This is a genomic window from Citrobacter sp. Cu096 (assembly GCF_030332285.1).
Taxonomy (GTDB): domain Bacteria; phylum Pseudomonadota; class Gammaproteobacteria; order Enterobacterales; family Enterobacteriaceae; genus Citrobacter; species Citrobacter meridianamericanus.
The window spans coordinates 50,978-68,459 of the sequence record NZ_JAOWID010000024.1; the positions used below are offsets into that span (position 1 = coordinate 50,978).

The 17,482-nt window shown below is 49.5% G+C and carries 17 protein-coding genes; 8 read left to right on the plus strand and 9 right to left on the minus strand.

Annotated features, from left to right (window positions below; genetic code table 11):
• Window positions 1–63: 63 nt before the first annotated feature.
• Window positions 64–549: a ribonuclease E activity regulator RraA gene (gene rraA / locus OGX99_RS10780; protein ID WP_003028798.1), complete on the plus strand. Its 486-nt coding sequence runs from the start codon at window positions 64–66 to the stop codon at window positions 547–549.
• 37 nt (window positions 550–586) lie between these two features.
• On the opposite strand, the gene OGX99_RS10785 is transcribed toward rraA, so the two are convergent.
• The 3 genes from OGX99_RS10785 to zapB all read right to left on the minus strand — a co-directional run bounded on the left by OGX99_RS10785 (window position 587) and on the right by zapB (window position 1,979).
• On the minus strand, window positions 587–976 hold the full coding sequence (locus OGX99_RS10785; protein ID WP_151218447.1) for a hypothetical protein: 390 nt from the start codon (window positions 974–976) through the stop codon (window positions 587–589).
• Window positions 973–1,641, minus strand: a complete 669-nt coding sequence (locus OGX99_RS10790; protein WP_151218446.1) for a hypothetical protein — start codon at window positions 1,639–1,641, stop codon at window positions 973–975. The genes OGX99_RS10785 and OGX99_RS10790 overlap by 4 nt, the downstream gene beginning before the upstream one ends.
• A 92-nt stretch (window positions 1,642–1,733) precedes the next feature.
• Complete coding sequence (zapB, locus tag OGX99_RS10795) at window positions 1,734–1,979, minus strand: septal ring assembly protein ZapB (RefSeq protein WP_088732415.1); 246 nt, start codon at window positions 1,977–1,979, stop codon at window positions 1,734–1,736.
• 425 nt (window positions 1,980–2,404) lie between these two features.
• Between zapB and OGX99_RS10800 the strand changes: the two genes are divergently transcribed.
• The 4 genes from OGX99_RS10800 (at window position 2,405) to fpr (ending at window position 6,768) form a co-directional block, all read left to right on the plus strand.
• A complete protein-coding gene (locus OGX99_RS10800) occupies window positions 2,405–3,250 on the plus strand; it encodes an MIP/aquaporin family protein (protein ID WP_151218445.1) in 846 nt (281 codons plus the stop codon).
• Window positions 3,251–3,271: 21 nt separating this feature from the next.
• A complete protein-coding gene (gene glpK, locus OGX99_RS10805) occupies window positions 3,272–4,780 on the plus strand; it encodes a glycerol kinase GlpK (protein ID WP_151218444.1) in 1,509 nt (502 codons plus the stop codon).
• Window positions 4,781–4,915: 135 nt separating this feature from the next.
• Entirely contained in the window at window positions 4,916–5,926 is a 1,011-nt protein-coding gene (gene glpX / locus OGX99_RS10810) for a class II fructose-bisphosphatase (protein WP_286543529.1), read from the plus strand.
• Between the two features lie 95 nt (window positions 5,927–6,021).
• Window positions 6,022–6,768: a ferredoxin--NADP(+) reductase gene (fpr, locus tag OGX99_RS10815; RefSeq protein WP_151218442.1), complete on the plus strand. Its 747-nt coding sequence runs from the start codon at window positions 6,022–6,024 to the stop codon at window positions 6,766–6,768.
• A gap of 33 nt (window positions 6,769–6,801) precedes the next feature.
• On the opposite strand, the gene OGX99_RS10820 is transcribed toward fpr, so the two are convergent.
• Entirely contained in the window at window positions 6,802–7,230 is a 429-nt protein-coding gene (locus OGX99_RS10820; protein ID WP_151218441.1) for a DUF805 domain-containing protein, read from the minus strand.
• A 100-nt stretch (window positions 7,231–7,330) separates the two neighbouring features.
• On the opposite strand from OGX99_RS10820, the gene OGX99_RS10825 reads away from it, so the two are divergent.
• Window positions 7,331–7,927: a DUF1454 family protein gene (locus OGX99_RS10825; protein WP_151218440.1), complete on the plus strand. Its 597-nt coding sequence runs from the start codon at window positions 7,331–7,333 to the stop codon at window positions 7,925–7,927.
• A 111-nt stretch (window positions 7,928–8,038) separates the two neighbouring features.
• Window positions 8,039–8,806 (plus strand): triose-phosphate isomerase, encoded by a 768-nt coding sequence (gene tpiA, locus OGX99_RS10830; RefSeq protein ID WP_003028783.1) that lies wholly within the window; start codon window positions 8,039–8,041, stop codon window positions 8,804–8,806.
• A gap of 86 nt (window positions 8,807–8,892) precedes the next feature.
• Here the strand turns inward: tpiA and OGX99_RS10835 are convergent, their stop codons facing one another.
• From OGX99_RS10835 to OGX99_RS10855, 5 genes are all read right to left on the minus strand, one after another.
• On the minus strand, window positions 8,893–10,197 hold the full coding sequence (locus tag OGX99_RS10835) for an SLC13 family permease (protein ID WP_151218439.1): 1,305 nt from the start codon (window positions 10,195–10,197) through the stop codon (window positions 8,893–8,895).
• A gap of 146 nt (window positions 10,198–10,343) precedes the next feature.
• Window positions 10,344–11,927, minus strand: a complete 1,584-nt coding sequence (locus tag OGX99_RS10840) for a carbohydrate porin (RefSeq protein ID WP_151218438.1) — start codon at window positions 11,925–11,927, stop codon at window positions 10,344–10,346.
• Window positions 11,928–12,088: 161 nt separating this feature from the next.
• A complete protein-coding gene (locus tag OGX99_RS10845) occupies window positions 12,089–13,501 on the minus strand; it encodes a PTS transporter subunit EIIC (protein ID WP_286543533.1) in 1,413 nt (470 codons plus the stop codon).
• Window positions 13,488–15,179 carry an alpha-glucosidase gene (locus OGX99_RS10850; RefSeq protein WP_261990578.1) on the minus strand — a complete coding sequence of 564 codons (1,692 nt, stop codon included), beginning with the start codon at window positions 15,177–15,179 and terminating at the stop codon, window positions 13,488–13,490. Before OGX99_RS10850 ends, OGX99_RS10845 begins: the two co-directional genes overlap by 14 nt.
• A gap of 48 nt (window positions 15,180–15,227) precedes the next feature.
• Window positions 15,228–16,226 carry a LacI family DNA-binding transcriptional regulator gene (locus OGX99_RS10855; RefSeq protein ID WP_151218437.1) on the minus strand — a complete coding sequence of 333 codons (999 nt, stop codon included), beginning with the start codon at window positions 16,224–16,226 and terminating at the stop codon, window positions 15,228–15,230.
• 218 nt (window positions 16,227–16,444) lie between these two features.
• On the opposite strand from OGX99_RS10855, the gene cscK reads away from it, so the two are divergent.
• Entirely contained in the window at window positions 16,445–17,359 is a 915-nt protein-coding gene (gene cscK, locus OGX99_RS10860) for a fructokinase (protein ID WP_151218480.1), read from the plus strand.
• Window positions 17,360–17,482 lie beyond the last annotated feature (123 nt).

Consider the following 17,482-nt stretch of genomic DNA (forward strand, 5'->3'; position numbering starts at 1 on the left):
TTTGCCAACAGTACACATAGCGCGATATACTAAAAATTCTCGCAGCAACTGAACGTTGAGCCTATGAAATACGATACATCCGAGCTTTGTGACATCTATCAGGAAGATGTCAACGTCGTGGAACCACTGTTCTCTAACTTTGGAGGGCGGTCGTCGTTTGGCGGACAAATCATCACGGTAAAATGTTTCGAGGACAACGGGTTGCTGTACGATCTGCTCGAACAAAACGGCCGTGGTCGCATTCTGCTGGTCGATGGCGGCGGTTCTGTCCGTCGTGCGCTGGTCGATGCCGAACTGGCTCGACTGGCCGTACAGAATGAATGGGAAGGTCTGGTCATCTACGGCTCAGTCCGTCAGGTAGACGATCTGGAAGAACTGGATATCGGCATTCAGGCGATTGCCGCAATTCCGGTCGGTGCCGCAGGGGAAGGTATTGGAGAAAGCGATGTACGCGTCAACTTTGGCGGTGTAACGTTCTTCTCCGGCGATCACCTGTACGCTGACAACACCGGGATAATTCTCTCCGAAGACCCGCTCGATATCGAGTAAGTAAAAAAGGCCATCAGCAAATTTGATGGCCTTTTTTTCATTCATTTGATTCGTAATGAATGACTTTAATATCATACTTTTCATTTTTTTCTTCGGCAACGACGCTCATCATCTCACGACTGGCAGGATAAGTTTCGATATAAGCATTTAATTTATCCTCAGCTATCTGAAGGTCACTCTTTTGTATTCCGGTAAAAATTATTTCACTGAGTTGAAGATGGCTACCTTCATCTGAATAGCTTACAAAAAACCAGTCGCTGGATACCCTTGGAACCTGTTTAAGAGGTGTCGGTGTTAGCAGATGATAGAATAATAAATTCTGCTGTGTATAGATTTTTTCTGTAAAGATGCTCAACATGAAACAGCAATAAAGTAGCGAAATTAAAATCATAAATACAATAATAAAACCTGATTTCCTGAACTTCATATGCGGAGTTCCCGAACATAATTTGGATTCGCAACAGGTTTTATTATATCCATAAATAAAGGTAATTCCCCTGAGTAGGGTTCATGTTTCTTATTCTTATCTATTGGGTCAGGAAATAGTAACGGAATAACGCTTTTGTTTTTATACTCACCAACAGGACCATAGAAGTCCCAGATACGATAAGCCTTTTCTTTCGAACAGATCCGAAGACGAGAGGTGTAATCTGCATAATTTACAGCTTGGTAAAAACCAAATAAGTTCGATACCAAATCTTCAGCACTATAGCCACTATCCGTTAAATATACGTAAGGCCAAAAATCCTGCAAGGATTCGAAGCGATGTGACGTACCTAAGAATATCGATAAAGCAATACCTTGTAAGGTTCGTTCCGGTAATCCTCGTCGCACCATAAATCTACGATATATACCAGTATTAATATTTAGGCCATGAATGTTTTTGGACATACTTTGATGATAATTTACTTCATAAAATTCGCTATCACCACCACGAGCGCTTATCATTTCAAACCATAATCTTTCAGCCCCTGCTGGATTAGCATGGCCTAAATCAATCCATCCTAGATTCTCTGTATAGATAAGGCCATATTTAATATCACTGGTGATAAATCGATCCGAATTATCAATAATATCGTTTCTTTTTGTCATATCGTATTATTTGAAATTTAAAAGTTACGATATCCTAATATCTACATAGTAAAAAGGCATCCATTATGGATGCCTTTTTAAAGAAATCAGAATTAGACTTCTTCCATACGACCCAGGAGGGCATGCAGACGATCCTGCCAGCCATTCTGCTGTTCTTTCAGGTTGTTGTTCTCACGCTCCAGCTCTTCACGCTGCTGCTGTGCAGTCTGAACTTCCTGCGACAGTGAGTTGTTTTTTTCTTTCAGCTCTTCGATTTCCATCTGTAACAGCGTGATGGTATCAATCGCCTGCTGTACTTTTGCTTCCAGTTTCTCAAACACTTCTAATGACATCGTCATACCTCTCCTGAATTGCAAGGCGTTGATGGATAAAAATCCTCGTCCCGATAACCGGCGACGCCTTAATAAAAACGAGCGCACTCTACTTAGCTCCGATTGTATGAAGCCGCGCCATCGCTGTCCAGCGGCATCCCGCGCAGATTGCGGTTTGCAACACTTTTCGTCTTTCTCCTGGTGACATTACTGTCATAACTCTTAAGTGTTAACGAATTGATCATTGAAATGATTCAGCTCACACTATTTTTGTATAACAAATACCGCCAGATGGCGCGATAACGCTCATTTTGTTGATGCAGTACACACATTTTAATTTCGATATTTCTCGTTTTTGAGCGTTAACGATAAATTAACAGTGTGCCTACCGGCTCCGGGGATGTCAGTGACCTTCTCGCACATAAACATTAATCTCTCTTCAGGATCCGATTATGAGTCAAACCTCAACCTTAAAAGGCCAGTGCATTGCTGAATTCCTCGGTACCGGGTTGTTGATTTTCTTCGGTGTGGGCTGTGTCGCTGCACTCAAAGTGGCCGGGGCTACTTTTGGTCAGTGGGAAATCAGTGTCATCTGGGGCCTGGGGGTAGCGATGGCTATCTATCTGACCGCAGGCGTTTCTGGTGCACACCTGAATCCCGCGGTAACCATCGCACTCTGGCTGTTCGCCTGTTTTGATAAACGCAAAGTTATCCCTTTTATTATTTCGCAAATTGCCGGCGCCTTTTGCGCAGCGGCACTGGTTTACGGGCTTTATTACAATCTATTCCTCGATTTCGAACAAACTAACCATATCGTGCGCGGCAGTACCGAGAGCCTGGGTCTGGCAGGTACTTTCTCCACCTATCCGAACCCGCATATCAATTTTGTGCAGGCCTTCGCGGTTGAAATGGTCATTACCGCTATTCTAATGGGGCTGATTCTGGCTCTGACCGACGATGGTAACGGTGTACCTCGTGGTCCGCTGGCACCACTGCTGATCGGCTTGTTGATTGCCGTTATTGGTGCTTCCATGGGTCCGCTGACAGGTTTTGCGATGAACCCGGCACGTGACTTCGGACCGAAACTCTTCGCCTGGATGGCCGGATGGGGTGAGATTGCCTTCACGGGTGGTCGTGATATCCCTTACTTCCTGGTACCGGTGTTTGGCCCAATTACCGGCGCGATTTTGGGCGCATGGGCATATCGCAAACTGATTGGTCGCCATTTACCGTGCGATGTCTGCGTGATTGAAGAAAAAGACGCGGCGGCCAACACTCAACAAAAAGCTTCGCTGTAATGTGACTACGGGACAAAAATTATGACTGAAAAAAAATATATCGTTGCGCTCGACCAGGGCACCACCAGCTCCCGCGCGGTCGTAATGGACCACGATGCGAATATCGTTGCCGTTTCACAGCGCGAATTCGAGCAAATCTACCCGAAAGCAGGTTGGGTAGAACACGACCCAATGGAAATTTGGGCAACCCAAAGCTCTACGCTGGTTGAAGTTCTGGCGAAAGCCGATATCAGTTCCGATGAAATTGCAGCAATCGGTATTACTAACCAGCGTGAAACCACCATCGTCTGGGAGCGTGAAACCGGTAAACCAATCTATAACGCCATTGTGTGGCAGTGTCGTCGCACCGCGGATATCTGCGAAAAGCTCAAGCGCGATGGCATGGAAGAGTATATCCGTAACAACACCGGCCTGGTGATTGACCCGTACTTCTCCGGTACCAAGGTGAAGTGGATCCTCGACCACGTTGAAGGCTCACGTGAGCGCGCTCGTCGCGGCGAACTGCTGTTTGGTACCGTGGACACCTGGCTTATCTGGAAAATGACGCAGGGACGCGTACACGTCACGGATTACACCAACGCTTCACGTACCATGCTGTTTAACATCCATACCCTGGACTGGGATGACACGATGCTGGATGCGCTGGATATTCCGCGCGCCATGCTGCCAGAAGTGCGTCGTTCTTCTGAAGTGTACGGCCAGACCAACATTGGTGGTAAAGGCGGCATTCGTATTCCTATCTCCGGTATTGCCGGTGACCAGCAGGCGGCTCTCTTTGGTCAGCTGTGCGTGAAGGAAGGGATGGCGAAAAACACGTACGGTACCGGCTGCTTCATGCTGATGAACACCGGCGAGAAAGCCGTTAAGTCCGAAAACGGGTTGCTGACTACTATCGCCTGCGGACCGACCGGGGAAGTGAACTACGCGCTGGAAGGTGCGGTATTTATGGCTGGCGCATCCATTCAGTGGTTGCGCGATGAAATGAAGCTCATCAGCGATGCATTCGACTCTGAGTATTTCGCCACCAAAGTGAAAGACACCAACGGCGTGTACGTCGTTCCGGCATTTACTGGCCTGGGCGCACCGTACTGGGACCCGTATGCACGTGGCGCCATCTTCGGCCTGACCCGTGGCGTAAACTCCAACCACATCATCCGCGCAACGCTTGAGTCTATCGCTTACCAGACCCGCGACGTACTGGAAGCAATGCAGGCTGACTCCGGAATTCGTCTTCACGCCCTGCGCGTTGACGGCGGTGCAGTTGCCAACAACTTCCTGATGCAGTTCCAGTCTGACATTCTGGGCACCCGCGTTGAGCGCCCGGAAGTCCGCGAAGTCACCGCATTGGGTGCAGCGTACCTGGCTGGTCTGGCAGTAGGCTTCTGGCAGAATCTGGATGAGTTGCAAGAGAAAGCGGTCATCGAGCGTGAATTCCGTCCAGGCATCGAAACCACCGAGCGTAACTTCCGTTACAGCGGCTGGAAAAAAGCGGTCAAACGCGCAATGGCGTGGGAAGACCACGACGAGTAATACGTCATTGCCGGATGGCGACTGTGCCTAATCCGGCAATCTCTTCTTGCGGGGGCAACCCCGCACACACATCAATAATCTCGCCCCCTCCCCTGTGCTACACTTCGCGCCATTCCTTTCAGCTACGAGTTTGCAATGAGACGAGAACTTGCCATTGAATTTTCACGCGTGACCGAAGCGGCCGCGCTGGCTGGCTATAAATGGCTGGGCCGCGGCGATAAAAATACCGCTGACGGCGCGGCGGTGAACGCCATGCGTATTATGCTCAACCAGGTCAACATCGACGGCACCATCGTGATTGGCGAGGGTGAGATTGATGAAGCGCCGATGCTGTTTATCGGCGAGAAAGTCGGAACCGGTCGCGGTGATGCGGTCGACATCGCCGTCGATCCTATCGAAGGCACGCGCATGACGGCCATGGGCCAGGCCAACGCGTTGGCCGTACTGGCGGTTGGCGATAAAGGCTGCTTCCTCAACGCGCCGGATATGTACATGGAAAAGCTGATTGTCGGCCCAGGCGCAAAAGGGTCCATCGACCTGAACCTGTCGCTGGAAGCCAACCTGCGTAACATTGCTACCGCGCTCAACAAACCGCTCGGCGAACTGACCGTCACCATCCTGGCAAAACCACGCCATGACGAGGTTATTGCCGAGATGACAAAACTGGGCGTACGCGTCTTCGCCATTCCTGACGGCGACGTTGCGGCCTCGATCCTGACCTGCATGCCCGACAGCGAAGTTGACGTGCTGTATGGCATTGGCGGGGCGCCGGAAGGGGTGGTTACCGCGGCTGTTATCCGCGCGCTGGATGGCGACATGCAGGGTCGTCTGCTGGCACGCCATGACGTCAAAGGCGACAGCGAAGAGAACCGTCGCATTGGCGAACAAGAACTGGCGCGCTGTGCTGCCATGGGCATTGAAGCGGGCAAAGCGTTACGTCTGGATGAAATGGCGCGCAGCGACAACGTCATTTTCTCCGCAACCGGCATCACCAAAGGCGATCTGCTGGAAGGAATTAGCCGTAAAGGTAATATCGCAACCACCGAAACGCTACTGATCCGCGGCAAATCGCGGACGATCCGCCGTATTCAGTCGATTCACTACCTCGATCGCAAAGATCCTGATGTGCAGGCGCACATTCTGTAATTGATTTGATCAATAGAGCCTTCCAGCCCATCCGGGCTGGAAATCTTTCGCCCAACGAACGAAGATAAGGCAATCAAAGCAGACAGGAGAAAACCATGGCAGATTGGGTAACAGGCAAAGTCACAAAGGTGCAGAACTGGACCGATGCCCTGTTTAGTTTGACCGTGCGAGCTCCGGTTCTTCCTTTTACCGCAGGTCAGTTCACCAAACTTGGCCTTGAGATTGACGGCGAGCGCGTCCAGCGCGCCTATTCATATGTTAATGCGCCTGACAATCCTGACTTAGAATTTTATCTGGTGACGGTTCCCGACGGCAAACTCAGCCCTCAACTGGCAGCGCTAAAGCCAGGTGATGAAGTCCAGGTGGTGAGTGAGGCCGCTGGATTCTTCGTACTGGATGAAGTCCCTGATTGCGAAACGCTATGGATGCTGGCAACCGGCACCGCTATCGGTCCGTATTTGTCGATTCTGCAGTTAGGCAAAGACCTGGATCGCTTTAAAAATCTGGTGCTGGTGCATGCCGCACGTTATGCCGCCGATTTGAGTTACCTGCCGTTGATGCAGGCGCTTGAAAAGTGCTACGAAGGTAAATTACGCATCCAGACGGTTGTCAGCCGGGAGACAGCTGCAGACTCGCTGACCGGGCGCGTACCGGCGCTGATTGAAAGCGGTGAACTGGAAAAAGCGGTAGGGCTGTCAATGGATAAAGAAACCAGCCACGTGATGCTGTGCGGAAACCCGCAAATGGTACGCGATACACAGCAACTGCTGAAAGAAACCCGGCAAATGACCAAACACCTGCGTCGTCGACCGGGCCATATGACCGCTGAGCACTACTGGTGAGGGCTTGCCGGATGGCGTTAATGCTTATCCGGCCTACGAGTCAGCTCTGTACTTCACGTCCTGCGTATCCTTCCCATATTTATTTTCATCCTGGGTGCCAATGAACGCGCCCAGATCGATTAGCATACCGACCAGAATCAACGTCGGCACAAAGCGACCAACCGCCCATTGCCAGACGCCAGGTAACATCGCCCAGTTCCCGGCCAGCAGCATCCACGCCAGAATCATCAACAGCGCCCATGCTCCTGAACGCCCCCTATCGTGCAGGCGTTTTACCGTCACCGCAGCCGTTGGCCACAGCAGACATACCAGACAAAATGCCGCCGTCTGAATATCGAGTAATTGTTTACTCGCCAACGAAAACAAAACCAGCATTCCAATGATCCACAGGCCTATCCAAATCCAGAAATCACGGCGCCCGATGCGCCCTTTAAATGAGAATAACCACTGCTGTATGGTCATGTAAGTTCCTTTATTATTACCTTCCAGAACAGTTTACCCTTTTGACAAGCCCGACGGTTACCGTTTTAATCGTGAGCAGTGAGAATGAAAGGTACTATTGATGAAGCAAGGATTTATACTGTTTTTATTATTGTTTTCAGCCTTAACAGCCAGTGCTGCGGCACGGGCGGAAGAGCCATCGACGGCAACCACGGCCCCCTATTTACTGGCGGGTGCGCCAACCTTTGACCTGTCGATCAGCCAGTTTCGCGAAAACTTTAATACGCAGAATCCGAAGCTTATCCTGAATGAGTTCCGCGCCATCGACAGCAGTCGCGATCGAGCAAATCTCACCCGCGCAGCCAGTAAAATTAATGAAAACCTGTATGCGTCCTCCGCCCTTGAGCGCGGCACCTTAAAAATCAAAAGTATGCAGATAACCTGGTTGCCCATTCAGGGGCCAGAACAAAAAGCGGCCAAAGCGAAAGCGCTGGAATACATGATCGCCGTTATTCGCACCGTCGCGCCGCTGCAGACGAAAGAACAGAGCCAGAAAAAGCTACAAAAACTGCTCGCTGCCGGCAAAGGCAAGCGCTATTACGCAGAAACAGAAGGCGCAATTCGCTATGTTGTTGCAGACAACGGTGAAAAAGGACTGACCTTCGCTGTTGAACCGATTAAGCTGGTACTATCAGAAAGTCTTGAGAAGGCGAATTGATGACAAAAAGCAAAGCCTTTCAGGGGATGAATCTTTATACTGTTTCACAGACCATGCTGCCCTCACGGGCGGCCATATTCCTTAATTCGCTGACAAGCGTGGAGAAATGAAATGCGACATCCTTTAGTGATGGGTAACTGGAAACTGAACGGCAGCCGCCATATGGTAAACGAACTGGTTGCTAATCTGCGTAAAGAACTGGCTGGCGTTGCTGGCTGTGCAGTAGCGATCGCTCCGCCGGAAATGTATATCGACCTGGCAAAACACGCCGCTGCCGGTAGCCACATCATTCTGGGCGCGCAGAACGTTGACCTGAACCTGTCTGGCGCATTCACCGGTGAAACTTCTGCTGAAATGCTGAAAGATATCGGCGCACAGTACATCATTATCGGTCACTCTGAGCGTCGTACTTACCACAAAGAGTCTGACGAGCTGATCGCTAAAAAATTCGCTGTGCTGAAAGAACAGGGTCTGACTCCGGTTCTGTGCATCGGTGAAACCGAAGCAGAAAACGAAGCGGGCAAAACTGAAGAAGTTTGTGCACGTCAGATCGACGCCGTTCTGAAAACTCAGGGCGCGGCAGCATTCGAAGGCGTGGTTATCGCTTACGAACCAGTATGGGCTATCGGTACCGGTAAATCAGCAACTCCAGCGCAGGCTCAGGCTGTTCACAAATTCATCCGTGACCACATTGCTAAAGCTGACGCGAAAATCGCTGAACAAGTTATCATCCAGTACGGCGGCTCCGTAAACGCAGCAAACGCTGCTGAACTGTTTGCTCAGCCGGACATCGACGGCGCGCTGGTTGGCGGTGCTTCTCTGAAAGCTGACGCCTTCGCCGTGATCGTTAAAGCAGCAGAAGCCGCTAAACAGGCGTAATGCGCGTTAATGCCTGATGGCGCTATGCTTATCAGACCTACGGAATTATGTAGGCCTGATAAGACAACGTCGCCATCCGGCATTTATTACAATTTCCCCAACACATTAAACCAGGCGTAATCCAACGGCAGAAGAAGCAGATACGTTGCCGCCGCCAGCGCGATACACAGCAGCATCCCCGCCCTCGCAGGCACTTTCCCAAGCGCCATCGCTACCACAATCGGCGAAGCCTGATACGGCAACAGCGGTGTGGAATAACCCAATACCTGGATCATAATCACCGACAGCAGCGGGAACCCTGTTGCATCAGCAAAACTTTGCGCCAGCGTGGTATACAGCGCCGGGACGCCGTTCGCTGTCATAATAAAGTTGAGCGCGGTGGTAATGCCAGTCAGCGCGAGAAAGCTGGTAAACGGTTTTTCTGCATCCAGTGGCATCACCTGCAGCAACGCTTCGCCCACCGCACTGCCAATGCCGGTCTGGGTAACGGTAATCGCCAGCCCCAGAATGCCCGCCACGTAAATACAGGTCCGGATATTTACCCCAGAGGAAAACTCCTCGCCATTGATAAAACCAACCCGTGGTAGCAGCGTGATAACCGCCGCCGCCAATCCGGTCCACGCGGGGCCAATGCCGTGCCAGCTTTCGCTTACCCAAAGAAGCAACACCACCGCTAACATCCAGGCCAGACGTTTTTCATCTCCGCTCATCGGTTCCGATGGCGTGAGATCGCGCGGCGCATGAGGCTTGCCAGGGAACAGCCAGCAGATAAGCGCGATGAGAACCGCACCTTTGAGCCAGCCCAGCACCGGTGTATGCAACAGCAAATAGGGAAGATAATTGAGATGGATACCGTAAGAACCTTCCGCCGCGCCGCTCATCACCAGATTCGGGACGTTGGCGGGTAAAATCGTCGCGGAAAGCTGGAATGTCCCAAACCCGACGGCCAGCGCCAGACCATACCAGGCGCGCGTACCATCATTAATTCCGGCTCGTTTCGCCATCGCCGCGACAATCGGCATCAGTAATGCAATACGCCCCATGTTGGACGGCATCACAAACGCCAGCGCGTAACTGAGCAGCACCACACTCGCCACCATCAACGGCCAGGAATCGGTCAACCGCGATGACAGCGCCCTCGCCGCCCTGTCCGCCAGCCCCGTTTTGCGAATCGCGATCCCCAGCACAAAGCCACTAAAGACCAGCCAGAACGCCGACGATGCAAAGCCGCCAAAAATCACATCCGCTGGCGCGATTTTGGCCACCATTGCCACGGCAAAGAACAACAGCGCGGTGATAAATTCCGGCAGCAGCGACGTAGCCCAGAGCAGGATGGTGATACCAACCACCAGAGAGGGGATAAACAGAGGGTGTGTAAGCCAGATCGACATGCCTGTCTCCTGTTGTTTTTTTCAACAAGAATACGGGGACAGGCATGCGGAGTAAACGCCAGATTAGGTGGGTCGACTGAAACCATTTATTCCATAATAGATCGGATAACTTAAATCGGAATGAACGTCCCTTAGTTTTTTGACTATCAGAACCATGTTTCTAACTGGGCGCCAAACAACAACGAACCACCGCTGTGATAACCCGTACTCCCAGGCGTATCCGTACTTGAATAATCATCCAGCGATTTATTCCAGTTCATATACGTCACAAAAAAGCGTATCTCAGGCCGTTCAAAGAAATCGGTGACATTTTGCATTTTGAATGTTGGCGCGAAGGTCAGTTTGACGTAGCTACCGCTGGTTGCTTTGTTATTGTTAAAACCTTGTGGATCGATATCCATATACTGATAACTGGTTTCATATTGCAGCGCAAAGTTTTGATTAATCTCCTGAATAAAACGCGAGTTCAGCGTTATCCAGTTATAGCGATCGTCAGTGATATAGCGATTATTGCTCGTTTGCGCCATAAATACCGGAGCCCAACTGAATTTATCCGTTAACGGGGTGATACCATAAGAGGCAAATTTAATCGTCCAGGCGTCATCAATCAGGTATCCATCTGACCCCGGAGCCCGCACCTCGGCCCCCAGCGCTTTACCATATTGCAGGATCGTTTTCGACATTCCCTCGCCTATGCCGTAAAAGCTGTCGCCATGGTACGCCAGCATCGTATTGATACCCTGTGATGCCGCTTTGTTCGTCGCTAACCCGTCGTTGATTCGTTTGTCATTATCCTTTGAATACAGACCATTAACCATCCATTGCCATGGGCCCAGACGATTATTCAGAGAAAAGGTGTAATTCTGCACGAAGGTGTTCGCCGCACCGGTCATATTGTTGTATTCAACATTCCCCATATCCTCAATATCATTGAAGTTGCGGCCATAAACCGAAAAGTTTGTTTTTACGCCATCAACAAAACTCACATCATAAATACCCGCCCCGGTCCCCACCAGACTCATCATGTCAGAATCGAGCCAGTGGATATCAAAGTTATCACGATCCTCACGCTTACCAGCCCACAGCGTTGCATTTTGAAAAGCGCCACTAAAGGAGGGCATATCGCTCATTTCCGCAAATGCCTGCCGTAAGTTCATTTCACCATTGAAGGCACTATCGGTATTATATGTTTTGTCCCATTCCGCTATTTTCATGTAATAACGTAATTTCGAATTATTGGCATATTGGTGCAAAAAGTTCATATCAGCAGTCACATACGTGTCCGCTTCATTCCCTAAACGTCCTACGCTGCCCCCGGTGCTGCCCGCTGGCGTCATGGAAGGCCCGACGGTCGTAGAGGAACCGGTTTTACCCGTCAGGATCCCCGTACGCGCATAACCGCCGAACTTAATCTCCGTCCGCTCTCCCGCCGGGGTCTCTTTGCCGAAGGACGGTGCCATAGTCAACGCAATATTCGGTTGCGATGACGATTGTGATTGTTGTATCGCCCGCAATTTTTCCTGTACCTGCGCCGTATTTCGTTCTGCCGCTGCTGCACGTTTTTCTGCACTGTCGATTTTTCGTTCCGCCTGAACCAACTGCGCTCGCGACTGCTGCAACTCCCGCTCCAGCACTTCTAACCGGGCGTTAATATCGCTGAGGGTTATGTCCGCACTTTGCGCTGTTAAAGGCAATAACAGCCCCATAAAAGCAACGTTATTGAGTTTCATAATAATCCCAAAGATGGGCAACGGATATTCGGGCAAAAGCAGGCCTTACGCACCGTTGCGCATAACATAATTTATTAACAATAATTTATATCAATAATAGCTCTACATCATTCGAGGCGTAGTGAACACACGTACAACCTGAAATATGATGTTTCTATTCCTTATTTAGGATTTTCTGTTTTATCTCCAGGCGCATCATTAATTTTTACGAGCAGCGTGGTCATGATAAAGGCGAGGATAAATACGGCAACGCCTACACAGATATAACTCACAACCTGATAATGATCGTAAATATACATTAATGGTGATAACAATACTGCCAGCCCATAAGAATTGGCTTTTATAGACAATAATGATAATACCATTCCGCCAAGCGCGGAGCAGATAAGCATTATAGCGATAGCACGAATTCCTGTTCGCATCACAATACCAAATAGCGCAGGTTCTGAGACACCAAGAAGTTGCGTCGCGGTTGCGGAAATACCAGCCGTTTTAAATGATGGACTGCGTGATTTCAATGAAATAGCAAGACACACGGCAGCATTGGCGAAGCCATACATCGCGCAGACGGTGATTAAAGGGTTAAACCCTGTGCCCGCTATCAGGGAGGTTTCAATCATAATGAACATATGATGCATCCCGGTCATGACGGCTATCGGGTAGAGGAATCCAATTAGCAATCCACCAATTCCTGCAGGTAAAGAAAGGAATTGCTGTATAGCTAAGATCGCGTAATGTTCAAAACCATGAACTAATGGCCCTAATACAAGTAAAGCAATGGACACCGACAGCAAAATGACCACAAACGGCGTAAAGATAAGGTCCATCGAATCTGGCATAACCTTCCGCAATACAATCTCCAGTTTCGCACCGATAATGCCAGTGATGAGCGCCGTTAAAATTGAGCCCTGATAGCCCACCAGTGGAATAAAGCCAAAGACATAAATTGGGTTCGCATTACCGTAGGCGACGTCATAAGCGTTAGGCAATGCCGGTGAAACCAGCATCAGGCCAATCAAAAATCCAACGATCGGCGTCCCGCCAAATTTTTTAAATGCCGACCAGCAGATAAACGCTGCCAAAAAGGCAAATGCCGTATCGCACAGCACCGTGGTCAGGGTTTTCAGGTAAAGAGGAATATTGTCAGCATTACTCCCAAACCAGGCCAGTACGGTATCGTTGAATAGTACCCCTTTCAGACCAAGGAACAGGCCGGTTGCCCCGAGAATGGGGACAATGGGCACAAACACGTCCGATAAATTGCGTATACCACGTTGTAAGCGATTTCCGCTCTGCTGGATCATCTCCTCTTTGCTGACCTCAGTAACATTAAAAGCGGCGGCAAACTCACTATAGACTTTATTAATGATTCCAGTACCAAGGATAATCTGGTATTGCCCAGAATTAAAAAATACGCCCTTTACATCACTAATACTGCGGATTTTTTCGTCATTAATACGCTCACGGTCTTTTACTTGCAAGCGTAATCGGGTGGCGCAATGGGTGGCCGAAATAATATTATCAATGCCAATTGTATCGACAATCTCAACGGCAATTTTTTTAAACTTGCTCATTTGTTACACACTCTTTAATGATAATTGTCTGGTAGGGTTTCAGGTTAGAATCAATGCTGTCATAGTTATTAAGCAGAACTTCCCCAACCGGAATCACATAAGATAATGGAGTATTACTCATATTGGTTATGGAAATAAGACGCTGATTATCGGTATGCCGTGCATACGCGACGATGTCATCACTGTGGGTTTCTAACGGGCTAAAATTGCCATAAATCAACACTTCTGGATATTCATGATTACGTAGCTGAATCAGACGTTGATAAAAATGGAACACAGAATCTGAACGATGTCGCTGCTCTTCAGCGTTAATCTCAAAATCACGGTGGGTGAATTCCAGCCACGGCTGTGCTCCCGAATTGAAGCCTCCATTAATCGTTTTAGCCCACGGGAACGGCGTTCGTGAGTTATCCCGGGAACGTTGATTAATAAACTCCAGTGCCTGGGCAGAAGTAAAACCCTCCGTGAGTGCGCGATGATAGTTATCAATACTGGAAATATCGTCGAACTGCTCAATGCGAGTCCGATTGAAATTTTTCATTCCCAGCTCCTGGCCCTGATAAATAAAAGGCGTTCCGTGCATGAAGAAATACATGGCCGCCAGGGCTTTCGCACCTGTTTCATTTTGAAATACCGGATCGCGGATCAATTTTGAAAGTGCGCGGGGCTGGTCGTGGTTTTCGATAAATGTCGTTCCCCAGCCGGATGCGATAAACGCTTGCTGGCTGGCAAAGAGCGCCTGTTTAAACTCTTTCACGGTCCAGTCACGTCGACGGAACCATTCAGAACCATTTTCCACATCGATATCGGCAGCATGAAAATCGAAGATCATGTCGAAATAGCCCTGCGGCCCGATAAACTGACCGTAATCCGCTAGCGGTACGCCCGGCGCTTCCCCAACGGTAACGCAGCCAAAACGCTGAAAAGTGCGTTCTTTTAGCTCGTTAAGAAAAACCTCAATCCCGGGGCGGTTGCGTGATTTCCATTTTATCGATACCAGGCCGTCAATCCCATCGGCAGGCAAGGAACCATAATCCTGGTCTTTCTTAATGAAGGTGATGGCGTCAACCCGAAAACCCGCAATGCCTTTCTCTAGCCACCAGGTGATCATGGCGTAAATCTCTTCCCGTAACGCCGGGTTTTCCCAGTTAAGATCGGGCTGTTTGCGGTGAAAGGTGTGCAGATAGTAACACGCTTCACCCGCTACTTTTTCCCACGCGCTGCCGCCGAAAATAGAGCGCCAGTTATTTGGCGGCGCATCGTTGATGGCGGGTTTGAAAATATAGTAATCGCGATATTTCGACTGGGGCTGCGCCAGCGCCTGCGTAAACCAGGGATGCTCATCGCTGGTATGGTTTATAACCAGATCAATCATGACCTGAATACCATGTTCTTTGGCGCACGCAATGAGATTTTCCACATCCTGCATATCGCCAAAATCCGGATTTACGGCATAGTAATCCGCAATATCATACCCATTATCCGCCATCGGTGACTGATAAAACGGCGAAACCCAAATCATGGTGATTCCCAGTTCTTGCAGATAAGGCAATTTAGCGATGATTCCCTGGATATCACCAATACCGTCATTGTTACTATCGTAAAAACTCTTTGGGTAGACCTGGTAGATCACCGCCTCCTTCCACCACGCGTGGCGGTTTTTTTCCATCTTTGGCATAACATCCCCTGATATATGAAATCGATACCATATCGAATTAAAAAAAATTTATGCCGACTGTCGAATCACTAACTCTGGTCTCAACTCGGCCGGATCATACTTGTATTGCTGCCCATTGATTAACGCCAGCATATACTCTGCCGAAATCCTGCCCAGAGCCACGATGGGCTGACTGACGGTCGTTAACGGAATATTGAGCATTTCAGCCACGGGTAAATTATCGAACCCGATAACCGCCAAATCTTCCGGTATTTTCATACCGTTCATGGTCAGAGTGCCTATCACTCCGCAGGCAACTTCATCACTTCCGGTGAAAATGGCGTCCGGGCGCTCCTCAGGCATCATTTGCAGGATCTGAAGTGCAATCTCCTGACCATCATGATAAGTATGCTGTTCACGAAATAACCAACGTTCATTGACGGTCAACCCCATCTCGTTCATCGCCGCCAAAAAACCGTTGTTTCTTCGGCTACCATGCCCCTTTTGCTGAAATTTTCCGCCAGTGGCGTACGCAATACGGCGATAACCTTTTGCCATTAAGTAGCGAATCGCATGATAGGTTGCGTTCCGATCGTCTACCCGAACCACCGGCAGAGTCGTCATTTCACCACCGGTATTACACAACAAAATCGGGCCATATTTTTCATATTCTTCAATAACATGCGATTCGCTTTCCATTGCACAAAGGATCAGCCCATCGATGATTTTTTTCTTTAACAGATCCAGACAGTTCTTTTCTTCTCCAGGGCTGTTGTGGTTCTGAACAATCAGCACCGAGTAACCATTTTTACGCGCGGTACTTTCCAGCGCATCAACCAGACTGGCAAAGAAAGGGTTAGTGATCCGCGAAATCAGTACGCCAATACGCTGGCTTTTCACGCCACGCATCTGCTGCGCCGCGGTGCTGGGTTCATAATCCAGCGCTTTCATCGCTGCCAGAATTTTTTCCCTTTTATCTTCAGAAATATAGGGATGGTTATTAAGAAACCGGGAGACGGTGGTTATTGATAAACCTGCTTTTTCAGCAACATCTTTAATCGTGGCCATGGCGTATTATGAAATCGATATCATGTGCTCATCAGAATAAGGGGGGAAGGACAGAGAAAATACTACAATGTTTTGAAAATATGATTGCTATCACAAAGTAAAATAATCTCTTCCTCGTCGCGGGGGAAAATTTGCCTGCCTCCTATTCCGCTTGATCCTGAACTGTGTTTAACTTAGCTAAACCGGTTTAGCACTGTTTAGCTAAAAGAGGAATTATGGTGAGCAGAAAAGTTTGGGTCCTTGGGGATGCTGTCGTTGATTTATTGCCGGATGGTGAAGGGTGCCTGCGACAGTGTCCCGGCGGCGCGCCAGCGAATGTGGCAGTAGGCGTGGCCCGTCTGGGCGGGGACAGCGGATTTATCGGTCGCGTTGGCGATGATCCTTTTGGTCATTTTATGCTCCAGACGCTGAAACAAGAAAACGTCGACGTCGGGTACATGTCTGTTGATGGTGAGCATCGGACATCCACCGTCGTGGTCGCACTCAATGAAGACGGCGAACGAACTTTCACGTTCATGGTTCGCCCCAGTGCTGATTTATTCTTACAGCAACGCGATTTGCCACTATTCACTTCCGGGCAATGGTTGCATATTTGCTCAATTGCACTCAGCGCAGAACCGAGTCGCAGCACAGCTTTTGCCGCAATGGAAAAGATAAAATATGCGGGAGGCTACATTAGCTTCGACCCAAATATCAGGGCCGATCTGTGGCGTGATGAGCAACTGCTGCGTGACAACATTCAACGCGCGTTGACCATGGCAAATGTAGTTAAACTGTCGGAAGAAGAGTTGGTGTTTATCAGCGCCAGTGATGACCCGTCCGAGGGCGTGCGCTGGATGATGGAGCGTTACCAGCACGACCTCCTGATGGTAACCCGAGGTAAAGAAGGGGTCATAGTGGCCTTTCGTGGGCAGGTTTTGCATTTCCCTGCTCGCCCGACGATCAGCATTGATACCACTGGCGCTGGCGATGCTTTTGTCGCAGGTTTACTCTTCAGTCTGGCGGCACATGGACTTCCACAGAATGCGCAGTCTCTGGAAAAAAGCATCACGTTGGCACAAACCTGCGGTGCGCTGGCGACCACCGCCAAAGGTGCAATGACGGCGTTACCTCGTCTGTCAGACCTTGCGTAGTGCCTTTTTCGAGGCAAGAATGATGTCAATACTCATCTCATTCCTCATTAAATCGGTTTAGCATGGTTGATTAAAGTCAGCCCCCTCACCTGAGATGGCCACGTTTAATACTGGCCAGGTTTT

Bases quoted from the DNA above. Each gene is read 5' to 3' on its own strand.
- OGX99_RS10850 (WP_261990578.1), bottom strand. From the start codon at position 15,179: ATGCCAAAGATGGAAAAAAACCGCCACGCGTGGTGGAAGGAGGCGGTG.
- OGX99_RS10855 (WP_151218437.1), bottom strand. From the start codon at position 16,226: ATGGCCACGATTAAAGATGTTGCTGAAAAAGCAGGTTTATCAATAACC.
- glpK (WP_151218444.1), top strand. From the start codon at position 3,272: ATGACTGAAAAAAAATATATCGTTGCGCTCGACCAGGGCACCACCAGC.
- OGX99_RS10835 (WP_151218439.1), bottom strand. From the start codon at position 10,197: ATGTCGATCTGGCTTACACACCCTCTGTTTATCCCCTCTCTGGTGGTT.
- tpiA (WP_003028783.1), top strand. From the start codon at position 8,039: ATGCGACATCCTTTAGTGATGGGTAACTGGAAACTGAACGGCAGCCGC.
- OGX99_RS10840 (WP_151218438.1), bottom strand. From the start codon at position 11,927: ATGAAACTCAATAACGTTGCTTTTATGGGGCTGTTATTGCCTTTAACA.
- OGX99_RS10790 (WP_151218446.1), bottom strand. From the start codon at position 1,641: ATGACAAAAAGAAACGATATTATTGATAATTCGGATCGATTTATCACC.
- rraA (WP_003028798.1), top strand. From the start codon at position 64: ATGAAATACGATACATCCGAGCTTTGTGACATCTATCAGGAAGATGTC.
- OGX99_RS10820 (WP_151218441.1), bottom strand. From the start codon at position 7,230: ATGACCATACAGCAGTGGTTATTCTCATTTAAAGGGCGCATCGGGCGC.
- zapB (WP_088732415.1), bottom strand. From the start codon at position 1,979: ATGACGATGTCATTAGAAGTGTTTGAGAAACTGGAAGCAAAAGTACAG.
- OGX99_RS10785 (WP_151218447.1), bottom strand. From the start codon at position 976: ATGAAGTTCAGGAAATCAGGTTTTATTATTGTATTTATGATTTTAATT.
- fpr (WP_151218442.1), top strand. From the start codon at position 6,022: ATGGCAGATTGGGTAACAGGCAAAGTCACAAAGGTGCAGAACTGGACC.
- OGX99_RS10825 (WP_151218440.1), top strand. From the start codon at position 7,331: ATGAAGCAAGGATTTATACTGTTTTTATTATTGTTTTCAGCCTTAACA.
- OGX99_RS10800 (WP_151218445.1), top strand. From the start codon at position 2,405: ATGAGTCAAACCTCAACCTTAAAAGGCCAGTGCATTGCTGAATTCCTC.
- glpX (WP_286543529.1), top strand. From the start codon at position 4,916: ATGAGACGAGAACTTGCCATTGAATTTTCACGCGTGACCGAAGCGGCC.
- OGX99_RS10845 (WP_286543533.1), bottom strand. From the start codon at position 13,501: ATGAGCAAGTTTAAAAAAATTGCCGTTGAGATTGTCGATACAATTGGC.